Annotated in this window: 22 protein-coding genes; 13 read left to right on the top strand and 9 right to left on the bottom strand. The window is 55.8% G+C overall.

Translation table 11 applies throughout. The annotated features are described in order from the left end of the window. Positions 1 to 120 precede the first annotated feature (120 nt). The 4 genes from tkt to amiA form a co-directional block, all read right to left on the bottom strand. On the bottom strand, positions 121 to 2,121 hold the full coding sequence (gene tkt / locus EM595_RS12935) for a transketolase (RefSeq protein ID WP_067432750.1): 2,001 nt from the start codon (positions 2,119 to 2,121) through the stop codon (positions 121 to 123). Between the two features lie 67 nt (positions 2,122 to 2,188). Then, on the bottom strand, positions 2,189 to 3,139 hold the full coding sequence (gene tal / locus EM595_RS12930) for a transaldolase (RefSeq protein ID WP_067432747.1): 951 nt from the start codon (positions 3,137 to 3,139) through the stop codon (positions 2,189 to 2,191). A gap of 392 nt (positions 3,140 to 3,531) precedes the next feature. Then, positions 3,532 to 4,440, bottom strand: a complete 909-nt coding sequence (gene hemF, locus EM595_RS12925; RefSeq protein ID WP_067432744.1) for an oxygen-dependent coproporphyrinogen oxidase — start codon at positions 4,438 to 4,440, stop codon at positions 3,532 to 3,534. 30 nt (positions 4,441 to 4,470) lie between these two features. Further along, positions 4,471 to 5,319 (bottom strand): N-acetylmuramoyl-L-alanine amidase AmiA, encoded by an 849-nt coding sequence (gene amiA, locus EM595_RS12920; RefSeq protein WP_067432741.1) that lies wholly within the window; start codon positions 5,317 to 5,319, stop codon positions 4,471 to 4,473. A 207-nt stretch (positions 5,320 to 5,526) separates the two neighbouring features. Here amiA and EM595_RS12915 point away from each other — a divergent pair, with 207 nt between their 5' ends. The 10 genes from EM595_RS12915 to EM595_RS12870 all read left to right on the top strand — a co-directional run bounded on the left by EM595_RS12915 (position 5,527) and on the right by EM595_RS12870 (position 14,262). Further along, positions 5,527 to 5,952 (top strand): GNAT family acetyltransferase, encoded by a 426-nt coding sequence (locus EM595_RS12915; protein ID WP_067435455.1) that lies wholly within the window; start codon positions 5,527 to 5,529, stop codon positions 5,950 to 5,952. Positions 5,953 to 5,963: 11 nt separating this feature from the next. Further along, positions 5,964 to 6,413, top strand: a complete 450-nt coding sequence (locus tag EM595_RS12910) for a DUF2919 domain-containing protein (RefSeq protein ID WP_067432738.1) — start codon at positions 5,964 to 5,966, stop codon at positions 6,411 to 6,413. Between the two features lie 66 nt (positions 6,414 to 6,479). After that, entirely contained in the window at positions 6,480 to 7,100 is a 621-nt protein-coding gene (locus tag EM595_RS12905; protein WP_067432736.1) for an RpoE-regulated lipoprotein, read from the top strand. Between the two features lie 246 nt (positions 7,101 to 7,346). Beyond that, positions 7,347 to 8,363, top strand: a complete 1,017-nt coding sequence (locus tag EM595_RS12900; RefSeq protein WP_067432733.1) for a sulfate ABC transporter substrate-binding protein — start codon at positions 7,347 to 7,349, stop codon at positions 8,361 to 8,363. Further along, entirely contained in the window at positions 8,363 to 9,196 is an 834-nt protein-coding gene (cysT, locus tag EM595_RS12895) for a sulfate/thiosulfate ABC transporter permease CysT (RefSeq protein WP_067432730.1), read from the top strand. Before EM595_RS12900 ends, cysT begins: the two co-directional genes overlap by 1 nt. Next, on the top strand, positions 9,196 to 10,071 hold the full coding sequence (gene cysW / locus EM595_RS12890; protein ID WP_067432727.1) for a sulfate/thiosulfate ABC transporter permease CysW: 876 nt from the start codon (positions 9,196 to 9,198) through the stop codon (positions 10,069 to 10,071). The genes cysT and cysW overlap by 1 nt, the downstream gene beginning before the upstream one ends. Beyond that, complete coding sequence (cysA, locus tag EM595_RS12885; RefSeq protein WP_067432724.1) at positions 10,061 to 11,149, top strand: sulfate/thiosulfate ABC transporter ATP-binding protein CysA; 1,089 nt, start codon at positions 10,061 to 10,063, stop codon at positions 11,147 to 11,149. The genes cysW and cysA overlap by 11 nt, the downstream gene beginning before the upstream one ends. Positions 11,150 to 11,257: 108 nt before the next feature. Then, complete coding sequence (gene cysM / locus EM595_RS12880) at positions 11,258 to 12,139, top strand: cysteine synthase CysM (RefSeq protein ID WP_067432722.1); 882 nt, start codon at positions 11,258 to 11,260, stop codon at positions 12,137 to 12,139. 111 nt (positions 12,140 to 12,250) lie between these two features. Then, positions 12,251 to 12,931, top strand: coding sequence for a response regulator transcription factor (locus EM595_RS12875; protein WP_067432719.1), 681 nt, complete (start codon positions 12,251 to 12,253; stop codon positions 12,929 to 12,931). Then, positions 12,928 to 14,262, top strand: a complete 1,335-nt coding sequence (locus EM595_RS12870) for an ATP-binding protein (protein WP_067432717.1) — start codon at positions 12,928 to 12,930, stop codon at positions 14,260 to 14,262. The genes EM595_RS12875 and EM595_RS12870 overlap by 4 nt, the downstream gene beginning before the upstream one ends. A 67-nt stretch (positions 14,263 to 14,329) precedes the next feature. Here the strand turns inward: EM595_RS12870 and crr are convergent, their stop codons facing one another. The 5 genes from crr to cysZ form a co-directional block, all read right to left on the bottom strand. Further along, positions 14,330 to 14,833 (bottom strand): PTS glucose transporter subunit IIA, encoded by a 504-nt coding sequence (crr, locus tag EM595_RS12865; protein WP_067432713.1) that lies wholly within the window; start codon positions 14,831 to 14,833, stop codon positions 14,330 to 14,332. 42 nt (positions 14,834 to 14,875) lie between these two features. Continuing rightward, entirely contained in the window at positions 14,876 to 16,603 is a 1,728-nt protein-coding gene (gene ptsI / locus EM595_RS12860; RefSeq protein ID WP_067432710.1) for a phosphoenolpyruvate-protein phosphotransferase PtsI, read from the bottom strand. Positions 16,604 to 16,755: 152 nt separating this feature from the next. Continuing rightward, positions 16,756 to 17,013 (bottom strand): phosphocarrier protein Hpr, encoded by a 258-nt coding sequence (gene ptsH / locus EM595_RS12855; protein WP_007889063.1) that lies wholly within the window; start codon positions 17,011 to 17,013, stop codon positions 16,756 to 16,758. A 385-nt stretch (positions 17,014 to 17,398) separates the two neighbouring features. Then, the gene (cysK, locus tag EM595_RS12850; protein WP_067432706.1) at positions 17,399 to 18,370 is read right to left on the bottom strand and encodes a cysteine synthase A; all 972 of its coding nucleotides are present in this window, start codon (positions 18,368 to 18,370) and stop codon (positions 17,399 to 17,401) included. A 153-nt stretch (positions 18,371 to 18,523) separates the two neighbouring features. Then, positions 18,524 to 19,291, bottom strand: coding sequence for a sulfate transporter CysZ (gene cysZ / locus EM595_RS12845; protein WP_067432703.1), 768 nt, complete (start codon positions 19,289 to 19,291; stop codon positions 18,524 to 18,526). A gap of 216 nt (positions 19,292 to 19,507) precedes the next feature. On the opposite strand from cysZ, the gene zipA reads away from it, so the two are divergent. The 3 genes from zipA (at position 19,508) to EM595_RS12830 (ending at position 22,811) form a co-directional block, all read left to right on the top strand. Beyond that, the gene (zipA, locus tag EM595_RS12840) at positions 19,508 to 20,503 is read left to right on the top strand and encodes a cell division protein ZipA (RefSeq protein ID WP_067432700.1); all 996 of its coding nucleotides are present in this window, start codon (positions 19,508 to 19,510) and stop codon (positions 20,501 to 20,503) included. A gap of 69 nt (positions 20,504 to 20,572) precedes the next feature. Further along, a complete protein-coding gene (gene ligA / locus EM595_RS12835) occupies positions 20,573 to 22,600 on the top strand; it encodes an NAD-dependent DNA ligase LigA (protein WP_067432697.1) in 2,028 nt (675 codons plus the stop codon). Then, positions 22,593 to 22,811 carry a DUF3820 family protein gene (locus EM595_RS12830; RefSeq protein WP_067432694.1) on the top strand — a complete coding sequence of 73 codons (219 nt, stop codon included), beginning with the start codon at positions 22,593 to 22,595 and terminating at the stop codon, positions 22,809 to 22,811. Before ligA ends, EM595_RS12830 begins: the two co-directional genes overlap by 8 nt. The last annotated feature ends 153 nt before the right edge of the window (positions 22,812 to 22,964 follow it).

The following is a 22,964-nucleotide window of genomic DNA, read 5'->3' as shown; positions in this document are numbered from 1 at the left end:
TGATTGCGGAGGGAAAAACACATAGTAATCAGATTCTGTGCAACGGGAAGTAGCCAGATGAGGTTTTTTTACGATTGGCGCAGAAAAAAATGGCCCTCTCATGATGAGAGGGCCAGAGGATTAATGCGGTTGCAGCAATGCTTCAGCGTGGCTGACGATATTTTCCACGGTAAAGCCAAACTCGTTGAACAGCTTATCGGCAGGCGCTGACTCACCAAAGGTGGTCATACCGACGATTGAACCGTTCAAACCGACATATTTGTACCAGTAATCGGCGATGCCTGCTTCCACCGCCACACGCGCGGTAACGGTTGAAGGCAGAACCGATTCGCGGTAGGCGACATCCTGCTTATCAAACATATCCGTTGAAGGCAGTGAAACCACGCGCACTTTGTGACCGCTGCGGGTCAGTTTCTCAGCGGCACCCAGGGTGATTTCCACTTCAGAACCGGTGGCGATCAGGATCACTTCCGGCGTGCCATCGCAATCCTGTAGCACATAACCACCGCGCGCGATGTTATCCAGCTGTGCTGCAGAGCGTTCCGGCTGCAGAAGATTCTGGCGTGACAGGATCAGCGCGGTTGGACCATTGTGACGCTCAATCGCCAGTTTCCAGGCCACGGCAGTTTCCACCTGATCGCATGGACGCCAGACCGCCATGTTCGGCGTCAGGCGCAGGCTGGCGAGCTGCTCAACCGGCTGGTGCGTCGGGCCATCTTCACCCAGACCGATAGAGTCGTGGGTATAAACCATGATCTGACGCGCCTTCATCAGCGCCGCCATACGTACCGCATTACGCGCATATTCCACAAACATCAGGAAAGTTGCGGTATAGGGCACAAAGCCGCCGTGATGGGCGATACCGTTGGCGATGGCGGTCATACCGAATTCACGCACACCGTAGTGGATATAGTTACCCGCCTGATCTTCTTTAATCGACTTCGAGCCAGACCAGATGGTCAGGTTGCTTGGCGCAAGGTCAGCAGATCCACCAAGGAATTCTGGCAGCATCTTACCGTAGGCTTCCAGCGTATTTTGTGACGCTTTACGGCTGGCAATTTTCTGCGGGTTAGCCTGCAGCTCAGCGATAAATTTCTGCGTTTCGGCTTCCCAGTTAGCGGGCATGCCGCCATCCATACGACGGCTGTACTCTGCCGCCAGCTCCGGATACGCCGCTTTATAGGCAGCAAACTTCTCGTTCCACGCCTGCTCTTTCTGCTGGCCGGCGCTTTTTGCGTCCCACTGGCTATAAATGTCCTGTGGAATTTCAAACGGCGGATAGTTCCAGCCCAGCTGTTTGCGGGTCAGCGCCACTTCTTCTTCGCCCAGCGCGGCACCGTGCGACTCTTCTTTGCCCGCTTTATTTGGCGAACCAAAACCGATCACGGTGCGGCAGATAATCAGCGATGGCTTATCGGTTACGCTCTGCGCTTCTTTGATGGCGTTAGCCACCGCTTCAGCATCATGGCCGTCAATTTCGTGTACCACGTGCCAGTTATAGGCTTCGAAACGTTTGGCGGTGTCGTCGGTAAACCAGCCTTCGGTCTCACCGTCGATCGAGATGCCGTTGTGATCGTAGAAACCGATCAGTTTGCCGAGGCCCAGCGTACCAGCCAGCGAGCAGACTTCATGGGAAATGCCTTCCATCAGGCAGCCATCACCCATAAATGTGTAGGTGAAGTGGTCGACAATCTCATGGTCAGGACGGTTGAACTGCGCGCCCAGCGTGCGTTCAGCAATCGCCAGACCCACGGCGTTCGCCAGGCCCTGGCCCAGTGGGCCGGTGGTGGTTTCAACGCCCGGCGTGTAACCGATTTCCGGGTGGCCCGGCGTTTTCGAATGCAGCTGACGGAAGTTTTTCAGCTCTTCAATCGGCAGGTCGTAACCGCTGAGGTGCAGCAGGCTATACAGCAGCATGGAGCCGTGGCCGTTGGAAAGAATAAAGCGGTCGCGATCGGCCCAGGCCGGATTGGTCGGATTGTGTTTCAAAAAGTCGCGCCACAGCACTTCGGCGATATCGGCCATGCCCATGGGTGCGCCCGGATGACCCGATTTCGCTTTTTGTACGGCGTCCATGCTCAATGCACGAATGGCATTGGCCAGTTCTCTATGTGAAGACATGTTCTTCTCCCTTTATGAGGTGAGGAAATGGCGAGGCGGGCAACGGCCCGCCTGAGAGGCGTTACGGTTACAGCTGTGCGGCGAGTACGGCTTCCAGTTTTTCCTGGTCAGCCGCGAACTGGCGGATACCGTCAGACAGTTTTTCTACTGCCATGGCATCTTTGTTGTGCTCCCAGCGGAACTCAGATTCAGAAAGCGGCGCAGGCTGATGGAACGCTTCGGTAGACGGCGTCAGCTTACGTTCAACCGGCGCATCGCTTGACTGCAGCTCTTCCAGCAGATTTGGCGACAGGGTCAGACGATCGCAGCCCGCCAGTGCCAGAATTTGCTCAACCTTACGGAAGCTGGCACCCATGATGATGGTGTTATAGCGATGCTGTTTGTAGTAGTCGTAAATCGCTTTCACCGATTTCACGCCTGGATCTTCGTCAGCCACGTACGGTTCCAGCTTTTCACGGCTGTTGTACCAGTCATAAATACGGCCAACAAACGGTGAAATCAGGAACACGCCCGCTTCAGCACAGGCGCGCGCCTGGGCAAAGGAGAACAGCAGCGTCAGGTTACAGTGGATGCCGTTTTTCTCCAGCTCTTCCGCTGCGCGGATGCCTTCCCAGGTTGAGGCCAGCTTGATCAGAATGCGCGAACGGTCAATGCCGTGATCTTCATACATGCGCACCAGCTTTTCGGCTTTGGTGACGCACATACCGCGATCGAAAGAGAGGCGAGCGTCTACTTCTGTCGAGACGCGGCCCGGTATGCTTTTCAGGATTTCCATACCGAGGTTAACGGCCACTTTATCGCTGGCGTTGATGATCTGCGTCTCTTTGCTGCCGCCCTGTTTTTTCGCATAGGCGACGGCGTCATCCATCAGGTGCTTATAAGATTCAAGGCCGGAGGCTTTCAGGATCAAAGAGGGATTCGTGGTGGCATCTTCAGGGTTGTAGTTACGAATGGATTCAATATCGCCACTGTCTGCCACAACGGTAGTGAACTGTTTTAATGCTTCTAGCTGGTTCATCTCAAAACTCCTTGATAAGCAATCGGATGATAACTTTCGTTATAACGCAACGTTCCGTTGGCCGTGCTGACTGGCATGAGCGCAGCAGAACAGACGGGGAAAACGTCGCTCTGTTTGTTCAGGATAGCGCTTGCAGGCGTCACGGCGCGCGTAGTAGGTGAACCACATTGCATCAGGCGTTTACATATGAAAATGCGTTTTCTCTGATTGTTGCAATGGTTCAGGTTGATGAGTCACCTGCAAAAGCGTTGTCTGTCGGCTCGATTCAGCTGGTGCTGGAACCGGCATCCGGGAAAAATCACACCTTCAAGCTTAGCAGAGAGAGAAGAAAGTGCGCGTAAAACGCGGCAGGTGAACAGCAGGGCAACCGTTATTGCCCTGCCACGACGGGTTTAGATCCAGGCTTTTACCGGTAAGAAATCGCTGTAAAGCGCCGCTTCCGGCGAACCCGGTTCCGGCTGCGCGTCATATTCCCAGCGCACCAGCGGCGGCATCGACATCAGGATCGATTCGGTACGGCCACCGGTTTGCAGGCCGAACAGCGTGCCGCGGTCCCAGACCAGATTAAATTCCACATAGCGCCCGCGCCGATAGAGCTGGAACTGGCGTTCGCGTTCACCCCATGGATGCGCACGGCGACGCGTCACGATCGGCAGGTAGGCATCAAGGTAGCCGTTACCCACCGCCTGCATAAAGTCGAAGCAGCGGTTGAAATCGGGCGTATTCAGATCGTCAAAGAACAGCCCGCCGATGCCGCGCTGCTCATCGCGGTGTTTAAGATAGAAGTAGTCATCGCACCATTTTTTATAGCGTGGATAGACATCATCGCCGAACGGCTGGCAGATGTGTGCGGCGGTTTGATGCCAGTGCACCGCATCTTCCGTAAAGCCGTAATAGGGCGTGAGGTCGAAACCGCCGCCAAACCACCATACCGGATCGGCATCCGGCTTTTCAGCGATAAAAAAGCGGACGTTAGCATGGCTGGTCGGCACGTACGGATTTTCCGGATGCACCACCAGCGAGACGCCCATTGCCTGAAAGCTGCGTCCTGCCAGCTCCGGGCGATGCGCCGTGGCGGACGCGGGCATCTGATCGCCATAAACGTGGGAAAAGTTAACGCCCGCCTGCTCAAACAGCCCGCCATTACGCAGCACGCGTGTGCGTCCGCCGCCGCCGCCGGGGCGCGTCCATTCATCTTCGGCAAAGGGCGTACCGCCGTCCGCCAGCGACAGCTGCTGGCAAATTCGGTCCTGCAGATCGAGCAGGAAGTGCTTCACACGGTCAATATCAGGATGGTTCATAAGTTTCTCACCTTAAAAAGCGTGTGCCAATCATACCCGACCTGGATGGCGATCGTATTCATCAAAATAGTGGGTGATGCCAGTAGCAATAGCGCTGGCGATCTTCTGGCGGAACGCGGTACTGCCCAGCAGCTTCTCCTCTTCAGGATTGGTAATAAAGGAGGTTTCCACCAGCACCGAGGGAATGGAAGGGGATTTCAATACCGCAAAAGCCGCCTGCTCAGTATGCTCGCTGTGCAGATGATGCACCGGACGGATCTGATTCAGCACGTGTTTGCCGAGGTTGAGACTGTTTTTAATGGTGTCGGTTTGTACCAGGTCAAACAGGATCTGCTGCAGATAGTGATCCTTGTCTTTTGCCTGCACGCCGCCGACGTCATCAGCCGCGTTCTCTTTTTTCGACAGGTAGCGCGCCATAGCGCTGCTGGCGCCGCGGTTTGACAGCGCAAACACCGAGGCGCCGTTTGCGGTCGGGCTGGTAAAACCATCGGCATGAATCGACATAAACAGGCTGGCGCCGTGCTGATGGGCGATTTCAACACGCTGGCCCAGCGGAATAAAGTGGTCACTTTCGCGCGTCAGGCGCACCTCAATATGCGCATGCTCGCTGAGCAGGCGACGAATGTTATTGGCAATCTCCAGCACCACATGCTTCTCTTCAGAGCCCTCTTCACCCACGGCACCTGAATCGATGCCGCCGTGACCGGGATCGATCATGACAATGCGCTTTGCACTGGTGCGGGCTGCGGGACGCGCGAGGGCAGGGGACGCGGGCTGCTTTGCCTGCGTTTTTTTTTGCGTCAGCAGCGCCAGCGCCAGGCCGGAAAGCAGCAGCTGGCGACGCGTGGTTAACGGCTTAAGAACAGTGATCTTTTTCATGGGCGTTCCGCAAAGAGATAACAGCCCCGTGTTATAGCCTAACGGCCTGGCGACTTCGAGCACGCGAGTGTGTCAGCATTTTACTTACTATTTCACCGTACCTGATGGCTAAACGGCGCTTTTTTGCCCCGATGGTGACGTGCAGGGTTGCGCCGGTAAAAGAAAGCGTGATAATCAGCAAATTGTGCTGCTATCGGGGCTGAGATGATGGAAATCCGAGTTTTTCGCCAGGAAGATTTTGAAGAGGTGATTACCCTGTGGGAACGCTGCGATCTGCTGCGCCCGTGGAACGATCCCGAAATGGATATTGAACGTAAGCTTAATCACGATCCTGAGCTGTTTCTGGTGGCGGTTGTGGGCGGCGAAATTGTCGGCTCACTGATGGGCGGCTACGATGGACATCGCGGCTCGGTCTATTATCTGGCGGTGCATCCGGATTACCGCGGACGCGGCTTCGCCAATGCGCTGCTTAACCGTCTGGAGAAAAAGCTGATCGCGCGCGGCTGTCCCAAAATTAATCTGATGGTGCGGGAAGAGAACGATCTGGTGCTCGGCTTTTATGAAAAGCTCGATTATGAAGTGCAGGATGCCATTTGCGTGGGCAAGCGCCTGATTGAAGATCGCGAATATTAATTGCCGCCGTGATGCCCTCTCACTATTTGCCCGATGAGTATGACAACAAAGGCCAGCTGCGTTTGCCGCTGGCTTTTTGGCTGATCCTGCTGTTGCAGGCGCGCACCTGGCTGCTGTTTATTATGGCGGGCGCGTCCCGGCAGCAGGGCAGCGATCTTCTGGCCCTGTTTTACCCCGACAGACAGGCGTTCTGGATTGGCATTGCATCAGGCATTCCGGCGGCGCTTGGCCTGCTGCTCACCGGCTATCGTCAGCGGCTACCGCGGCTGTGGCAGAGCTGGCGCTGGGTATTGATCGTTAGCCTGCTGGCCAGCGTGGTGCAGCAGGGCTGGCTTGCCTGGCAGGACGATCAGGCGCTGGCCGCGTCGCTGCTGGCGTTAGTCGATCTGTTCGCCGCTGGCTGGCTGCTGTGCCATCGCCGTCTTGCCGACTGCTTTCGGCCCGATCGCCACGTCGAGTAAACTTTTTGCCTGTTGCGTACTCCAATCAGCACAGTTTTGCGATGCGCACGATTCACAGGAGTTGATATGAAAGCGATTCGCCCGGTAGCGATAGTTGCCGCACTTATGCTGGCCGGCTGCGCCAGCTCAGGATCTTCCTCTTCTTCTGCCGCTGGCGACAGCAGCTGGTGGAATCCACTCTCCTGGTCCTGGTCAAGCCTGTCACCCACGCACTGGTTTGGCGATTCGCTGAGCGTCAGCGAGGAGGGCGTAGGCGCTATTAATGGTGCCACTCCGATGACGCAAAGCGCGCTGGAAGCGGCGTTGGGCGGCGATTACCGTCTGCGTTCCGGCATGCGTGGCGATGGCGGCGCGGTCAGCCGTTTCTGGCAGGCGCTGGATGGCGAGCAGGTCAAACTTGTGATCTACGGCGACAGTCGCGTCACGCGGGTGGAAGTGATGGATAAGGACATTACCAGCGCCGACGGCAGTAAAATCGGTGACGCCTTCAGTCAGCATTACGATAAAGCCTTTGGTCACTGCCAGAAAGCGCCCGGTATCGACAGCAGCGATATCGAATGTAAGGCGCCGGGAAGCCAGCACATTGCCTACGTTTATCACGGCAACTGGCACGGTCCGGAAGGGTTGATTCCTTCTGACGACACGCTAAAAAGCTGGACGCTGAGCAAAATCGTCTGGCAGAAGTAACCTGCCAGCGAAACGGCCTCATCGCGCGCCACTTCTGGCCCGGTGAGGTTGTTCTGATAATCAGCCGGGCCCGCCCGCATCCCTGCTGGCGATTAGCTTTTTTCCGCATATCCTTTCCCCGCAGCTTATAGCGTTTTCGACTTTGAAATCATCAAACGATATATAAAACCGTTACTGGTTTTCACAGGGTTATAAATACACTGATTGCACGGCGGAGTTGCGCCGGTTTTCTGCTCAGGGTGCGAAATGACCATTCCAATGATAAAAAAAGTCGTCAGCGGCGCCGCTGTCTCGCTCTTGCTGGCGAGCGCAGCGCAGGCCACCGAACTGCTGAACAGTTCTTATGATGTCTCGCGCGAGCTATTTGCGGCGCTGAATACCCCTTTTGAAAAACAGTGGGATGCCAGCCATCCCGGTGACAAACTGACCATCAAACAATCGCACGCCGGTTCGTCCAAACAGGCGTTAGCTATTCTGCAGGGTTTGCGTGCCGACGTGGTGACCTACAACCAGGTCACCGACGTACAGGTTTTGCATGATAAAGGCGCGCTGATTCCTGCCGACTGGCAGCAGCGGCTGCCCAACAACAGCTCCCCGTTCTATTCGACCATGGCGTTTTTGGTACGCAAGGGCAATCCCAAACACATTCAGTCGTGGCAGGATTTGACCCGCGATGACGTGAAGCTGATTTTCCCTAATCCTAAAACCTCCGGCAATGCGCGTTACACCTATCTCGCCGCCTGGGGTGCCGCCGACAAAGCGGACGGTCAGGATGCGGCGAAAACGCGTCAGTTCATGACCAAATTTTTGCAAAACGTTGAGGTGTTTGATACCGGCGGTCGCGGGGCAACCACCACCTTTGTTGAGCGCGGACTGGGCGATGTGTTGATCAGCTTTGAGTCGGAAGTGAATAACATCCGCAACCAGTATGGCAAAGATGATTACGAAGTGATTGTGCCGAAAACCAACATTCTGGCGGAGTTTCCGGTGGCCTGGGTGGACAAAAACGTGGCGCAGAATAACACCGAAGCGGCCGCAAAAGCCTATCTGAACTACCTCTGGACGCCAGCGGCTCAGCAAATTATTACCCAATATTATTATCGCGTGAATAACGCGGCGGTAATGGATGCGCAAAAAGCGAAGTTTCCTGCCACCGAGCTGTTCCGCGTGGAAGATCGGTTCGGCAGCTGGGATAAGGTGATGAAAACCCATTTCGCCAGCGGCGGCGAGCTGGATAAATTGTTAGCGGCGGGGCGTGGTTGATGTTTGCGGCAAGTCATAAACGTGTATTGCCCGGCTTTGGGCTCAGCTTAGGCAGCAGCCTGCTGTTTACCTGCCTGATTCTGCTGCTGCCGATGAGCGCGCTGATTATGCAGCTGTCGCAGATGACGCTGGCGCAGTACTGGGATGTGATCACCAATCCTCAGCTGATCGCCGCCTACAAAGTCACGCTGCTGTCAGCGGGCGTCGCCTCACTGTTTAATGCGGTTTTCGGCATGCTGATGGCGTGGATCCTGACGCGCTATCGCTTTCCAGGCCGCGCCATTCTCGACGGCCTGATGGATCTGCCGTTCGCGCTGCCAACGGCGGTGGCGGGCCTGACGCTGGCCGGGCTGTTCTCGGTAAACGGCTGGTACGGTCAGTGGCTGGCGCAGTTCGATATTAAGGTGTCTTATACCTGGATCGGCATCGCGGTGGCGATGGCGTTCACCAGCATTCCTTTCGTGGTGCGCACGGTGCAGCCGGTACTGGAAGAGTTAGGTCCGGAATATGAAGAGGCGGCAGAGACGCTGGGCGCCACGCCGTGGCAGAGCTTCCGTCGTGTGGTGCTACCCGAGGTCGCGCCAGCGCTGCTGGCCGGTACCGCGCTGTCGTTTACCCGCAGCCTTGGCGAGTTTGGCGCGGTGATTTTTATCGCCGGTAACATCGCCTGGAAAACCGAAGTGACCTCGCTGCTGATTTTTGTTCGGTTGCAGGAGTTTGATTATCCGGCGGCCAGCGCCATCGCCTCGGTGATCCTTGCCGCTTCGCTGCTGCTGCTGTTTGCCATTAACACCCTGCAAAGCCGCTTTGGCCGCCGTCTGGGAGGTCACTGATGACTGACATGACTCACAGCAATGATGCCGAGCGCCAGCCGGTAAACTGGGCGAAATGGCTGCTGATCGGTGTCGGCGCCCTGATCACCTTTCTGCTGCTGGTGGTGCCGCTAATCTCGATTTTTTACGAGGCGCTGGGCAAAGGACTGATCGCTTCTCTGCAAAATCTCGCCGATCCGGACATGCTGCATGCGATCTGGCTGACGGTGCTGGTGGCGCTGATTACCGTGCCGGTGAACCTGGTGTTTGGCACCTTGCTCGCCTGGCTGGTGACGCGTTTTACCTTTCCGGGACGGCAGCTGCTGCTCACCCTGTTTGATATTCCGTTTGCTGTGTCGCCGGTGGTGGCAGGGCTGATGTATCTGCTGTTCTGGGGAGTGAATGGCTCTGCGGGCGGCTGGCTTGATGCGCATCATCTGCAGGTGATGTTCTCCTGGCCGGGCATGGCGCTGGTGACCATTTTTGTGACCTGTCCATTTGTGGTGCGTGAACTGGTGCCGGTGATGCTCAGCCAGGGCAGCCATGAAGATGAGGCGGCCATTCTGCTTGGCGCATCGGGCTGGCAGATGTTCCGTCGCGTGACCTTGCCCAACATCCGCTGGGCGCTGCTGTACGGCATCGTGCTGACCAACGCGCGCGCCATTGGCGAATTTGGTGCGGTCTCGGTGGTATCGGGATCGATTCGCGGCGAAACCTACACGTTACCGCTGCAGGTTGAATTACTGCATCAGGATTACAACACCGTTGGCGCCTTTACCGCTGCCGCGCTGTTGACCCTGATGGCGATCGTTACGCTGTTTTTGAAAAGCGCGGTGCAGTGGCGGTTAGAACGCCAGCATCAGCGTTTGCAACGGGAGGAAAATCATGAGCATTGAGATCAGTCACATCAACAAATCCTTTAGCCGCACCCAGGTATTGAATGACATCTCGCTGGATATTCCTTCCGGACAGATGGTGGCGCTGCTGGGCCCGTCTGGTTCAGGGAAAACCACGCTGTTGCGCATTATTGCCGGTCTGGAGCATCACAACAGCGGACACATTCGTTTCCACGGTAAAGATGTCAGCCAGACGCATGCCCGCGATCGCCAGGTCGGCTTTGTCTTTCAGCACTATGCGCTGTTTCGCCATATGACGGTGTTTGACAACATCGCCTTTGGCCTGACCGTGCTGCCGCGCCGCGATCGTCCTTCCACGGCGGCGATCAAACAGAAAGTGACGCAGCTGCTGGAGATGGTGCAGCTGGGTCACCTGGCAAATCGTTATCCGGCACAGTTGTCGGGTGGACAGAAACAGCGTGTGGCCCTGGCGCGTGCGCTGGCGGTGGAACCGCAAATTTTGCTGCTGGATGAGCCGTTTGGCGCACTGGATGCGCAGGTCCGTAAAGAGCTGCGTCGCTGGTTACGCCAGCTGCATGAAGAGCTGAAATTCACCAGCGTTTTTGTTACGCACGATCAGGAAGAGGCGATGGAAGTTGCCGATCGCGTAGTAGTAATGAGCCAGGGCAACATTGAGCAGGTCGGCACGCCGGATGACGTGTGGCGCGAGCCTGCCACGCGCTTTGTGCTGGAATTCCTCGGCGAAGTAAACCGCTTTGACAGCCAGGTTAACGGCTCGCAGTTCCACGTCGATGCACATCACTGGCCGCTGGGTTACACCCCTGTTCACCAGGGCGCGGTTGAGCTCTTCCTGCGTCCGTGGGAAGTGGACGTTGCGCGGCAGAGCAGCATTGAAACGCCGCTGCCGGTCAACGTGCTGGAAGTGAGCCCGCGTGGACACTTCTGGCAGCTGGTGGTGGCACCGGTGGGCTGGCAGGCAGAAACCTTTACCGTGGTCTTCGACGGCGATCAGACCGCGCCGCTGCGGGGCGAGCGCCTGTTTGTCGGCTTGCAACAGGCGCGGCTGTATCAGGGCAATACGCCGCTGCGTCCGGTTGCCTTTGCCCAGAGTGCCTGATAGTTTTATGCTATCTCCGGGGCGGAATTCTTTCCGCCCTTTTTTATGCAGTTAACAGCCCTTTTTAGCGCGTCTCAGAGCGGATTGCGCTTACCCAGGAAATCGCGCGTGACAACGTTAGAACAGACTATTGGCAATACGCCGCTGATCAAATTACAACGCCTGGCACCGGCCGGCAGTGAAATCTGGCTGAAGATGGAAGGCAATAATCCGGCGGGATCGGTGAAAGATCGCGCAGCCTATTCAATGATCCATCAGGCTGAACTGCGCGGTGAGATCCAGCCGGGCGATCGGCTGATTGAGGCGACCAGCGGCAATACTGGCATCGCGCTGGCGATGATTGCCGCTATGAAAGGCTATCGCCTGCGGCTGTTGATGCCTGAGAACATGAGCCAGGAGCGGCAGGCGGCGATGCGCGCCTATGGCGCAGAACTGATTCTGGTCAGCCGTGAGCTGGGCATGGAAGGCGCACGCGACCGTGCGCTGGAGATGGAAGCGCAGGGCGAAGGCAAGGTGCTCGACCAGTTCAACAACGCCGATAATCCGCTGGCGCACTATCGCACCACCGGCCCGGAAATCTGGCAGCAGAGCGCGGGCCGCCTGACGCACTTTGTCTCCAGCATGGGCACCACCGGCACCATTACCGGCGTGGGGCGCTATCTTAAAGAGCAATCTTCAGCGGTGAAGATTGTTGGCCTGCAGCCCTGCGAGGGCAGCAGCATTCCCGGCATTCGTCGCTGGTCAGCCGACTATTTGCCGGGCATTTATGACGCCTCGCTGGTCGATCAGATTATCGATATGGATCAGCTCACCGCGGAACAGACCATGCGCGCGCTGGCGCAACGCGAAGGTATCTTTTGCGGCGTCAGCTCCGGCGGCTCCGTCGCGGGCGCGATTCGCCTGGCCGCCGCCCAGCCGGGCAGCGTGGTGGTGGCGATTATCTGCGATCGCGGCGATCGTTATCTCTCTACTGGCGTTTACGGTAGCTAATCTTTTCATCGTGCTCCGCTGAATCCTGCAACTGTAATAATAACGTAAAAGCGGCTGCGGATTTCTTACAGTCAGGTCAAAATAGCGCCAGTCTGTTGTGAGAGCGTAACAATGAAAATTCTGTTGGTTGATGACGATCTGGAACTGGGCACTCTGCTCAGCGAATACCTGATCGGCGAAGGTTTTGACGCGACGCTGGTACTGACCGGCAGCGCTGGCGTGGCTGGCGCGTTATCCGGCCATTACACCGCCATGATCCTGGATATTATGCTGCCTGATATGAGCGGCATCGACGTGCTGCGTCAGGTGCGGCAAAAAAGCCGACTGCCGGTGATTATGCTAACGGCAAAAGGCGACAATATTGACCGCGTGATTGGCCTGGAAATGGGCGCGGATGATTACATGCCGAAGCCCTGCTATCCGCGTGAGCTGGTGGCGCGTCTGCGTGCCGTACTGCGACGCATTGAAGAGCAGGCGCCGGTGCCCGATCGCAAAGAGGTGATTCGCTGGGGCGAGCTGACGCTGAACCCCGCCACGCGCATGACCGAATGGCAGCAAAAACCCTTTGATTTAACCGCCTCAGAATTTAACCTGCTCGATCTGCTGCTGCGTGCGCCTGATCGCGTGGTGTCCAAAGATGAGCTGTCAGAAAAAGGCCTTGGCCGCCCGCGTGAAGCTTACGATCGCAGCGTCGACGTGCATATCAGCAACATCCGGCAAAAACTCTCTGCGTTAACCGCTGACCATGTGACCATCGAAACCGTGCGCAGCATCGGCTACCGTATTCGATGATTCGTCATTATCGCGGCAGGATGTTCTGGAAAATCCTGATCGGATTCTGGCTGGTGTTTATCGTGATCAGCCAGCTGCTGTGGCTGGGCTTTGTGATCTCCGGTGAGCGCCACGAGCCGCCCGAAATGCGTGCGGTACGTCGCATCGCAGAACTGCAAATCGCCTCAGCGGCCTCGGTGCTGGCCAGCGGTGGCCCAACGGCACTGGCTGAGATGATGGCTGGCTGGCCGTCAGCCGATCGCCAATTCTTTACCGTCACCCCGCAGGACGCACCTGATAAAGTGGCGGCACAGCCAGCCGCTGATGGGCCATTTGCTGATGTCATGGTGCGGCAGGTAAAAGGTGCGGACGAACGCTGGTATGCGTTGCGTTATGACGTTAAGGCGTTGCGCGCAGACAGCCGCCTCGGCTCACAGCGTAAGTTCCTCAACATTCCCGAGCCGATGGTTATTCTGGCTGGCGCGGCCGGGCTGCTGTTTAGTCTGCTGCTGGCGTGGAACCTGACGCGGCCAATGCGCCAGCTGAGCCTGGGCTTCGCCAGGGTCTCCAGCGGCGATCTCTCCGTAAGGCTGTTTCCCGGCATGCGTCGTCGTCATGATGAGCTTTCCGAGGTGGCAAAAAACTTTGATGAAATGGTGGAGCGGCTGTCGGTGCTGGTGCGGGCGCGGGAAGAGCTGCTGCATGATATTTCACATGAGTTACGCTCGCCGCTGGCGCGGTTGCAGCTGGCTACCGGCCTGGCCCGGCAGATGCCCGAAAACGTCAGCGCGTCACTGGATCGAATCGATGCGGAAGCGCAGCGCCTGGATAAGATGATCGGTGAACTGCTGACGCTCTCTCGCGCCGAGCACGACGCGATGCCCGATGAGCAATATTTCGATCTCACCGGCCTGATCGAGGCGGTGGTCACTGACGTGCGCTACGAGGCGCAAATTCCGGGCGTGGAAATTGGGCTGGATATCGATCGTCAGCAGGATTATACCGTGCGCGGCAACGCCGAGCTGATCCGGCGTGGGCTGGAAAACGTGCTGCGTAACGCGCTGCGCTTTTCACATGCCGGGCAACGCGTGCAGGTGACGCTGTGGCGTGAGGCACAGTGGTTATCGATACGCATCAGCGATCAGGGGCCCGGCGTGGATGAAGAGAAGCTGTCGAGCATCTTTGACCCCTTTGTTCGGGTCAATTCGCCGCTGATGGGCAAAGGCTACGGCCTGGGGCTGGCGATTGTGCGTAAGGTGATGCTGGCGCATCATGGCGAAGTGCAGGCGGTTAACGGCGAGCAGGGCGGCCTGACCCTGACCTTGCGGCTGCCGCACTGGCAGCTGAACTGAATAACGCGCTTCGCGCACCAACAAAAACGGCACCCCAAAGGGTGCCGTTTTCTCAGAGCTGCAGAGATTACTTTTTAATACGAATCACAGGCGTTTCGCCGACGACGACCTGACCGGTAAGTTTGGTCAGCTCTTTGATTTCATCCATATTGGAAATCACAACTGGCGTAAGCGTAGACTTCGCTTTCTCTTCCAGCAGCGCCAGATCAAACTCGATGATCAGATCACCTTTTTTGACCTTCTGGCCTTCTTCCGCAATACGTTTAAAACCTTCGCCTTTCAGTTCAACGGTATCAATGCCGAAGTGTACAAACAGCTCGATACCGGTATCTGATTCGATCGAAAACGCATGGTTAGTTTCGAAAATTTTGCCGATGGTCCCGTCAACCGGTGCCACCATCTTGTTGCCCGCTGGCTTGATTGCGATGCCATCGCCAACAATTTTTTCCGCAAACACGACATCTGGTACATCTTCGATGTTTACTATTTCGCCTGACAGCGGCGCAACAATATCAATCGTTCCTGATGCGTGATCTGTTTTGTCGCCAAAAAGTTTAGAAAACAAACCCATGATCTTCTCCTAAGCAGTAATTTTGGGCCAGCGTCTTGCGGATCAGCAGAGTGTTTTTTCTTTAATGAACTTGTTGACCAGGTTCATTAACTCATCCGCGGTGGGCTGAGTCAGAGCCTGCTCTGCCAATGCCTTCACATCTTCGAAATTCGTGTTACGAATGATTTTCTTGATGCGTGGAATAGAAATGGCACTCATGCTGAATTCGTCCAGCCCCATTCCCAATAAAAGTAGTGTAGCACGTTCATCACCAGCCAGCTCACCACACATGCCGGTCCATTTGCCCTCGGCGTGTGAAGCATCAATGACTTGCTTGATCAGGCCCAGTACAGACGGCGTCATTGGGTTGTAGAGATGTGAAATCAAATCGTTACCACGATCGACCGCCAGAGTATACTGCGTCAGGTCGTTTGTCCCAATACTAAAGAAGTCGACTTCTTTCGCCAGGTGACGCGCGATGACCGCAGATGCCGGGGTTTCGACCATGATGCCGACTTCGATGCTCTCATCAAAGGATTTGCCTTCTTCACGCAGCTGCGCTTTCAGCATCTCCAGTTCCGCCTTCAGGAAACGCACTTCTTCCACGGAAATGATCATCGGGAACATGATGCGCAGCTTGCCGAATGACGACGCACGCAGGATAGCGCGCAGCTGAGCATGCAGAATTTCTTTGCGATCCATGGCAATACGAATCGCACGCCAGCCAAGGAACGGGTTCTCTTCTTTTGGCAGATTCATGTACGGCAGATCTTTATCACCGCCGATGTCCATGGTGCGAACGATAACCGCCTGCGCGCCTACCGCTTCAGCCACGGCTTTATACGCCTGGAACTGCTCTTCTTCGCTTGGCAGCGAGTCACGGTCCATGAACAGGAATTCAGTGCGGTACAAGCCAACGCCTTCCGCGCCGTTGCGCTCGGCACCAGCGACGTCGCGCACGGTACCAATGTTGGCGCAGACTTCAACCTGATGCCCATCCAGCGTAATAGCAGGCAGATCTTTTAGTTTTGCCAGCTCATTCTTTTCTGAATGATACTGTTCCTGAACGCCTTTCAGCTCATCGACAACCGAGGTTTCAGGGTTGACGTGGATAGCGTTGTTAACGCCATCAATGATCAGGTAATCACCGTTTTTCACGGTGGCGGTCACGTTGCCGGTGCCGACAATGGCAGGAATTTCCAGCGAACGCGCCATGATCGAGGTGTGCGATGTGCGGCCACCCAGATCGGTAATAAAGCCCAGCACTTTTTTCAGATTGAGCTGTGCGGTTTCTGACGGCGTCAAATCCTTGGCCACCAGAATCACTTCTTCAGTGATCGCGCTCAAATCAACAATATGCAGGCCGAGAATGTTTTGCAGCAGGCGTTTACCGATGTCACGTACGTCAGCCGCACGTTCTTTCAGGTATTCATCATCCAGCTCTTCCAGCGCTTTCGCCTGGCCATCGATGACTGCAAAGGCAGCGGCGTCTGCAGAGGCATGGTCGTCTTTGATCAGAGAGATGATTTCCTGTTCCAGTTCTTCATCTTCCAGCAGCATGATGTGACCTTCGAAGATCGCTGCTTTCTCTTCACCAAGCGTTTCACCGGCTTTAATTCTGATGGCTTCGAGCTGCGTGGCGGCCTTGCTGCGTCCGTCGAGGAAACGCTGCACTTCCTGATCCACCTGCTCTGCAGCGATCTTTTTCCGGTTGATGACGATTTCATCTTCTTTCAGCAGAAGTGCTTTGCCAAAAGCGATACCCGGTGATGCTAAAATGCCTGAAATCATAACCCTACCTTTTTATCTCGATGGCTCATGACTTAAGTGCGCCAGTGTCATGCGAAAGCGTACTTTACGGATGCAATAACGCGGACGTAATGTCCGCGATCAATTAAGTGGCACTTCTTAAGCCGGAGAGAAACTACTTACTAACCGACAGATTACTCAAGTTCAGCCATCAGTTTGACCAGATGTTCTACCGCCTGCTGCTCATCTTCACCTTCAGCAGACAGCGTCACAACGGTACCCTGAGTCAGACCCAGCGTTTGCAGTTTGAACAGGCTCTTGGCACTGGCAGATTTGCCGTTAGAGGTCACGGTGATCTCTGACTGGAAGGCTTTAGCTTCTTTAACGAACTGAGCGGCAGGGCGAGTGTGCAGACCGTTTGGTGCGGTAATGGTAACTTCTTGCTGGAACATGCTATTTCCCCAACTTTATCTGGTTTGGTGTTATGAATCTAAAGTTTAGCCTGGCGGCAGGACTTTAGCCTGTATTGGTGCGCGCTTCAGGATTATGCCTGGCAAAGATGCGCCGGTACGAGGTTGGAGGCAGACGGCGGAAATCTGGCCGATGCTCTCTTTTCAACCTAACCATTATGCCGCGAATTACCTTGTGACCAAATCAGTAAATCGATTCAGCGTGATTTGGCGCAAGCTACGATTAATTTCGCGGATCGAAATAATTGGTTGCTTAAATACCAGAGCCGCGCAGCAGAGATCAATCAGTGTGGTTACGAAAGTGAGATCTGCTCCACAAAAAAGCACCCATTTGGGTGCCTTTTACACAACTTTAGGAAATGTTTGATTACTGCTGTAGCTCTTTTTCCGTGAACAGATCGGCAAACAGCGCAGTACTCAGATAGCGCTCGCCAGAAGAGGGCAGAATCACCACGATGGTTTTATTGGCAAACTCTTCTTCTTCCTGCAGCTTCAGCGCCGCTGCGACGGCCGCGCCGGACGAGATCCCGGCCAGAATACCTTCTTCCTGCATTAAACGCCGTGCGGTGGCGATAGATTCGTCATTAGTGATGGCGACGACGCGATCAACCAGGCTTAAATCGAGGTTGCCTGGAATGAAGCCAGCGCCGATGCCCTGAATCTTATGCGGGCCGGGCTTGATCTCTTCGCCTGCTAGCGCCTGGGCGATCACTGGCGAGTCGGTCGGCTCAACCGCGACGCTGATCAGATCGGTTTTGCCTTTGGTGTTCTTCAGATAACGGGTCACGCCGGTGATGGTGCCGCCGGTGCCAACGCCCGCGATAAACACATCAATCTCGCCGTCGGTATCTTCCCAAATCTCCGGGCCGGTGGTTTTTTCATGAATCGCCGGGTTAGCCGGGTTACTGAACTGCTGCAGCAGCACAAACTTATCGGGATTGCTGGCGACGATCTCTTCAGCTTTGGAAATCGCGCCCTTCATGCCTTTTGCGCCTTCAGTCAACACCAGATTGGCACCCAACGCCTTCAGCAGCTTGCGGCGCTCTGTGGACATGGTTTCTGGCATGGTCAGCGTCAGTTTGTAACCGCGGGCGGCGGCAACATAGGCCAGCGCAATACCGGTGTTACCGCTGGTAGGTTCAACCAGTTCAATGCCGGGCTTGAGGATACCGCGTTTTTCCGCATCCCAAATCATGCTGGCGCCAATACGGCACTTAATGCTGAAGCTTGGGTTACGGGATTCAACCTTTGCCAGAATGCGGCCATTGCCCATGCGGTTCAGCCGAACCAGCGGCGTATGCCCGATGGTCAAAGAGTTGTCTTCATAGATCTTACTCATAGCCCGTCCTTTACTGTGTGAAATATTATAAACCCCAGAAGAATACCCCTTACGATTGAGCAAGGAAGGAAGGAAATCGTATATGTATATTATTAGCTGAAATAAGCCCTGCGATAAAAGCATAAGGCGGCATGAGCCGCCTCGATTCTCAGATTAATGCGGGTGTCCACTGCCTGACTGCGCGCGATAACGATCAACCCACATGGCAGTGGCGCCGCATACCGCCACCGGCATAATCATCAGATTCAGCAGCGGAATCATCGTAAACAGGCTCACCAGCGCACCAAACTGCAAATTGGCGGAGCGGTGCTGACGCAGCGCCTGGCGCATCCGCTGAAAGCTGACCTTGTGATTGTCGAAGGGATAATCGCAATACTGAATCGCCAGCATCCAGGCGCTGAACAGAAACCACAGCACCGGCGCGACGGTTTGCCCAAAGCCCGGAATGAAATAGAGCAGCAGCAGGCCAATCGCTCGCGGCAGATAATAGGCCAGCTTCTGCCATTCACGCTTCATGATGCGCGGGAAGTCTTTTACCAGCGCCGCCCAACCGCTGTCCGGCAATGGCTGACCGGTGAGACGCCCTTCGAGCTGCTCGGCCAGAATGCCGCAGAACGGTGCAGCAACCCAGTTGGCCAGCGTCGAGAAGAAATAGCTGAACACCAAAATGATCGAAATTACCGTCAGCGGCCAAAGAATGTAGCTCAACCACTGTAACCAGCCGGGCACCCACGACATCATTGTCGGGATCCAGTTTCCCAGTTCGTGAAAAAGCCAGACAAAAGCACCGCCCAATAGCAAAATATTGATCAACAGTGGGATGATAACGAAACGTCGAATACCGGGGAGACGGATCAGTTTCCAGCCCGCCGAAAAGTAGTGCACGCCGTTATAAGCAGCGACGCGATTCTCATTTGCCATGGGCATTTTCTCCTTTGTCCATCAGACAGCGCCATCATAACGCAGCTTTTATTGCAGGCCAGCGGCGAATTGGCTGAAAAAACAGCGAAAAACCGTGTCCAGGCTATCTTATTTGTTAGAAAATAGTGCACAGACTTGCACTTGTGTAGCAGGGCAAATACAGTTAGAGGATAAAGTTTGCCGCGGTGGCAAGGTATTGGAACAACAGAGAATACAATGATGCAGGATTTGCGTCTGATATTAATCGTTGTTGGCGCGATCGCCATAATAGCGCTTCTTCTTCACGGTTTGTGGACCAGCCGTAAAGAGCGCTCATCCGTTTTTCGCGATCGCCCGCACAAGCGTTTAAAACAGCAAAACGAAGATGATAGTGACGACGTCGAGGATGATGCGCTGGGCGAAGTGCGCGTGCGTCGTTCTCATACCGAGCACGAAGAACCGCCTTTTAACACGCTGGACGATACCGACAACGTGCAACCCGCGCCGCGTAAACAACCTGAACCTGCCCGGTCGGCACCGCGCCGGGAAGAGAATGCGGCACGCGATCCGCTGTTTGAGACCGATCCCGTCGCGCATCCGCAACCAAAAGCCGCACCGGCGCCGCGTCCGCAGTCGGTTGTACCGACACAGATGCCGCCACAGCTTGCTCAGGCCGATCAGCTTCTTGATCCGCTGCTGGAGCAGATCGAGCAGGAACCGCTGCTGCAGATGGAGCCTGAACACCAGCCGGAACCTGAGCCTGCGCCACAGCCGGTTCAGTCAGCACCAGTTGCTAAGCCTGCTGAAAAAGTGAAAGAGACCGTGCTGGTGCTGCACGTTGCCGCCCACGCTAACGGCGTATTGAACGGCGAAGCGCTACTGCAGGGTGTGTTGCAGGCGGGCTTCCAGTTTGGCGAAATGAATATATTCCATCGTCACCTCAGCCCGGCGGGCAGCGGCCCGGTACTGTTCAGCCTTGCGAACATGGTAAAACCAGGCTCCTTTAATCCTGACGAAATGTCTGACTTTTCCACGCCAGGCATCTCCATGTTTATGATGGTGCCGTCCTACGGCGATGCGCATCAGAACTTCAAGCTGATGCTGCAATCCGCACAACGCATTGCCGATGATGTGGGCGGCGTGGTGCTGGATGATGAACGCCGCATGATGACGCCGCAAAAGCTTGAGACTTACAAAGCCCGTATTCGTGATGTGATTGACGCGAACAGCTAAGCTTTATCTCTTCTTCGTTAGACCCGCAAACCCCCGTTAATCGGGGGTTTTTCACTTTGATGGTGCGCTATGAAATCCGTACAGGACACAATAACCGAGTTAAGAACCACGCTTCGGCATCATGAATATCTCTATCATGTGATGGATGCGCCGGAAGTGCCGGATGCTGAATATGATCGTCTGATGCGCGAACTTCGTGAACTTGAAGCGCAGCATCCCGATTTGATTACGCCGGACTCGCCAACCCAGCGCGTGGGCGCCGCGCCGCTGAGCGCATTTGAGCAGGTTCGCCACGAAGTGCCGATGCTGTCGCTGGATAACGCTTTTGACGAGGCGACCTATCTCGCGTTCAATAAGCGCGTGCAGGATCGGCTGAAAAGCAGCGATGAGATTACCTTTTGCTGCGAACTGAAGCTGGACGGTCTGGCAGTCAGCCTGCTGTATGAAGATGGCCTGCTGATCCGCGCCGCCACGCGCGGTGACGGCACTACCGGTGAAAACATTACCGCCAACGTGCGCACCATCGGCGCGATCCCTCTGCGTTTGAAAGGCGACAACATTCCGGCGCGGCTTGAAGTGCGCGGTGAAGTGTTTATGAAGCAAAAAGGCTTCGAGAAGCTCAATGATGATGCGCGCCGCAACGGCGGCAAAATCTTTGCTAATCCACGTAACGCCGCGGCCGGTTCGCTGCGTCAGCTCGATCCACGCATCACCGCTAAGCGCCCGCTGACCTTTTTTTGTTACGGCTTTGGCCTGCTGGAAGGCGGCGAACTGCCGCGCAGTCACTGGCAGCGCCTGCAGCAGCTAAAAGCCTGGGGCTTACCGGTAAGCGATCGCATTCGTCTCTGTCACAGTGCTGAAGAGGTCCTCGCCTTTTATCATCAGGTTGAGCAGGATCGCCCGGCGCTGGGTTTCGACATCGACGGCGTGGTGATCAAAGTCGATTCACAGGATTTGCAGGAGCAGCTCGGTTTTGTTGCGCGTGCGCCGCGCTGGGCCATCGCCTTTAAGTTTCCGGCGCAGGAGCAACTGACGGTGGTGCGTGAGGTGGAATTCCAGGTGGGCCGCACCGGGGCGATCACGCCAGTTGCCCGTCTGGAGCCGGTGCAGGTGGCGGGCGTGCTGGTAAGCAACGCAACGCTGCATAACGCCGATGAGATTGCCCGCCTCGGTCTGCGCATCGGCGATCGCGTGGTGATTCGTCGCGCAGGCGATGTCATTCCACAGGTGGTCAACGTGGTAGAAAGCGAGCGGCCGGAAGAGACACGTGAAATCGTGTTTCCCAGCCACTGTCCGGTCTGCGGTTCAGATGTCGAGCGGGTCGAGGGCGAAGCGGTCACGCGCTGCACCGGCGGCCTGATTTGCGGCGCACAGCGCAAAGAGGCGCTGAAACACTTCGTGTCACGGCGCGCTATGGATGTCGATGGCATGGGCGATAAAATTATCGACCAGCTGGTGGAAAAAGAGTACGTCAAAACGCCTGCCGACCTGTTTCGCCTCAGCGCTGGCGTGCTCACCGGACTGGATCGCATGGGGCCAAAGTCGGCGCAAAATGTGGTCAACGCGCTAAACGCGGCCAAGGCAACCACCTTGCCGCGCTTCCTCTATGCGTTGGGTATTCGTGAGGTGGGTGAGGCGACAGCGGTGAATCTGGCCGCGCATTTTGGCACGCTGGAGAAGCTGATGGCGGCAACGCTGGATGAGCTGATTGCCGTACCGGATGTCGGCAAAATCGTCGCCAGCCACCTGCGTAATTTCATGGATGAAGAGAGCAACCGCGAGATTATTCATCAGCTGGTCAACGACATCGGTATTCACTGGCCGGAAGTGGTTGTGGTCAAAGCTGAAGAGATCGATTCGCCATTTGCAGGCAAAACGGTGGTGCTCACCGGTTCGCTTACCATCATGTCACGTGATGATGCCAAAGCACGCCTGGCGGCGCTGGGCGCTAAAGTCAGCGGCAGCGTATCGAAGAAAACCGATCTGGTGATCGCCGGTGAAGCCGCTGGCTCTAAACGCGCCAAAGCGGAAGAGCTCGGTATTGAGATCATTGATGAGGCGGAAATGATTCGCCTGCTGGGTGAGCAGAATGGATAAAGCCTTTCTGGTAGAAATTGCCAACACCACCATGCCGTTTGGTAAGTACAAAGGATTGACGCTGATCGATCTGCCCGAACCTTACCTGTTGTGGTTTGCGCGCAAAGCCGAATTTCCATCAGGGCATCTGGGTGAACTGATGGAAATGACGCTGGCGATCAAAATTGAAGGGCTGGAGGGGCTGGTGAAGCCCCTGAAAAAAGGGACCTGATTCAGGCTGGCCGCGCTGCGGTCGGTTGTATCACCAGCGGTTATGCATCAGTTTATGTCGTTAGCTCTCTTTTTTGCTGCCAGTATAAGGCTGCTGAATAACTGCATGAAGAGGTGTTCTGCACGATTCCTGACAAAGGGGTGCCGATGTAGT

It is taken from the genome of Duffyella gerundensis (assembly GCF_001517405.1).
Lineage (GTDB): Bacteria > Pseudomonadota > Gammaproteobacteria > Enterobacterales > Enterobacteriaceae > Duffyella > Duffyella gerundensis.
The sequence above is the reverse complement of the archived record's forward strand: the minus strand, read 5'-3'. Positions and strand labels throughout refer to the sequence as shown.

What these genes read in the sequence shown, in the direction of transcription:
- tkt (WP_067432750.1), bottom strand. Translation starts at nt 2,121, where the DNA reads ATGTCTTCACATAGAGAACTGGCCAATGCCATTCGTGCATTGAGCATG.
- EM595_RS12910 (WP_067432738.1), top strand. Translation starts at nt 5,964, where the DNA reads ATGCCCTCTCACTATTTGCCCGATGAGTATGACAACAAAGGCCAGCTG.
- crr (WP_067432713.1), bottom strand. Translation starts at nt 14,833, where the DNA reads ATGGGTTTGTTTTCTAAACTTTTTGGCGACAAAACAGATCACGCATCA.
- zipA (WP_067432700.1), top strand. Translation starts at nt 19,508, where the DNA reads ATGATGCAGGATTTGCGTCTGATATTAATCGTTGTTGGCGCGATCGCC.
- cysW (WP_067432727.1), top strand. Translation starts at nt 9,196, where the DNA reads ATGACTGACATGACTCACAGCAATGATGCCGAGCGCCAGCCGGTAAAC.
- EM595_RS12870 (WP_067432717.1), top strand. Translation starts at nt 12,928, where the DNA reads ATGATTCGTCATTATCGCGGCAGGATGTTCTGGAAAATCCTGATCGGA.
- cysK (WP_067432706.1), bottom strand. Translation starts at nt 18,370, where the DNA reads ATGAGTAAGATCTATGAAGACAACTCTTTGACCATCGGGCATACGCCG.
- EM595_RS12875 (WP_067432719.1), top strand. Translation starts at nt 12,251, where the DNA reads ATGAAAATTCTGTTGGTTGATGACGATCTGGAACTGGGCACTCTGCTC.
- EM595_RS12830 (WP_067432694.1), top strand. Translation starts at nt 22,593, where the DNA reads ATGGATAAAGCCTTTCTGGTAGAAATTGCCAACACCACCATGCCGTTT.
- cysT (WP_067432730.1), top strand. Translation starts at nt 8,363, where the DNA reads ATGTTTGCGGCAAGTCATAAACGTGTATTGCCCGGCTTTGGGCTCAGC.
- ligA (WP_067432697.1), top strand. Translation starts at nt 20,573, where the DNA reads ATGAAATCCGTACAGGACACAATAACCGAGTTAAGAACCACGCTTCGG.
- tal (WP_067432747.1), bottom strand. Translation starts at nt 3,139, where the DNA reads ATGAACCAGCTAGAAGCATTAAAACAGTTCACTACCGTTGTGGCAGAC.
- amiA (WP_067432741.1), bottom strand. Translation starts at nt 5,319, where the DNA reads ATGAAAAAGATCACTGTTCTTAAGCCGTTAACCACGCGTCGCCAGCTG.
- EM595_RS12905 (WP_067432736.1), top strand. Translation starts at nt 6,480, where the DNA reads ATGAAAGCGATTCGCCCGGTAGCGATAGTTGCCGCACTTATGCTGGCC.
- EM595_RS12915 (WP_067435455.1), top strand. Translation starts at nt 5,527, where the DNA reads ATGGAAATCCGAGTTTTTCGCCAGGAAGATTTTGAAGAGGTGATTACC.
- cysA (WP_067432724.1), top strand. Translation starts at nt 10,061, where the DNA reads ATGAGCATTGAGATCAGTCACATCAACAAATCCTTTAGCCGCACCCAG.
- ptsH (WP_007889063.1), bottom strand. Translation starts at nt 17,013, where the DNA reads ATGTTCCAGCAAGAAGTTACCATTACCGCACCAAACGGTCTGCACACT.
- hemF (WP_067432744.1), bottom strand. Translation starts at nt 4,440, where the DNA reads ATGAACCATCCTGATATTGACCGTGTGAAGCACTTCCTGCTCGATCTG.
- ptsI (WP_067432710.1), bottom strand. Translation starts at nt 16,603, where the DNA reads ATGATTTCAGGCATTTTAGCATCACCGGGTATCGCTTTTGGCAAAGCA.
- EM595_RS12900 (WP_067432733.1), top strand. Translation starts at nt 7,347, where the DNA reads ATGACCATTCCAATGATAAAAAAAGTCGTCAGCGGCGCCGCTGTCTCG.
- cysZ (WP_067432703.1), bottom strand. Translation starts at nt 19,291, where the DNA reads ATGGCAAATGAGAATCGCGTCGCTGCTTATAACGGCGTGCACTACTTT.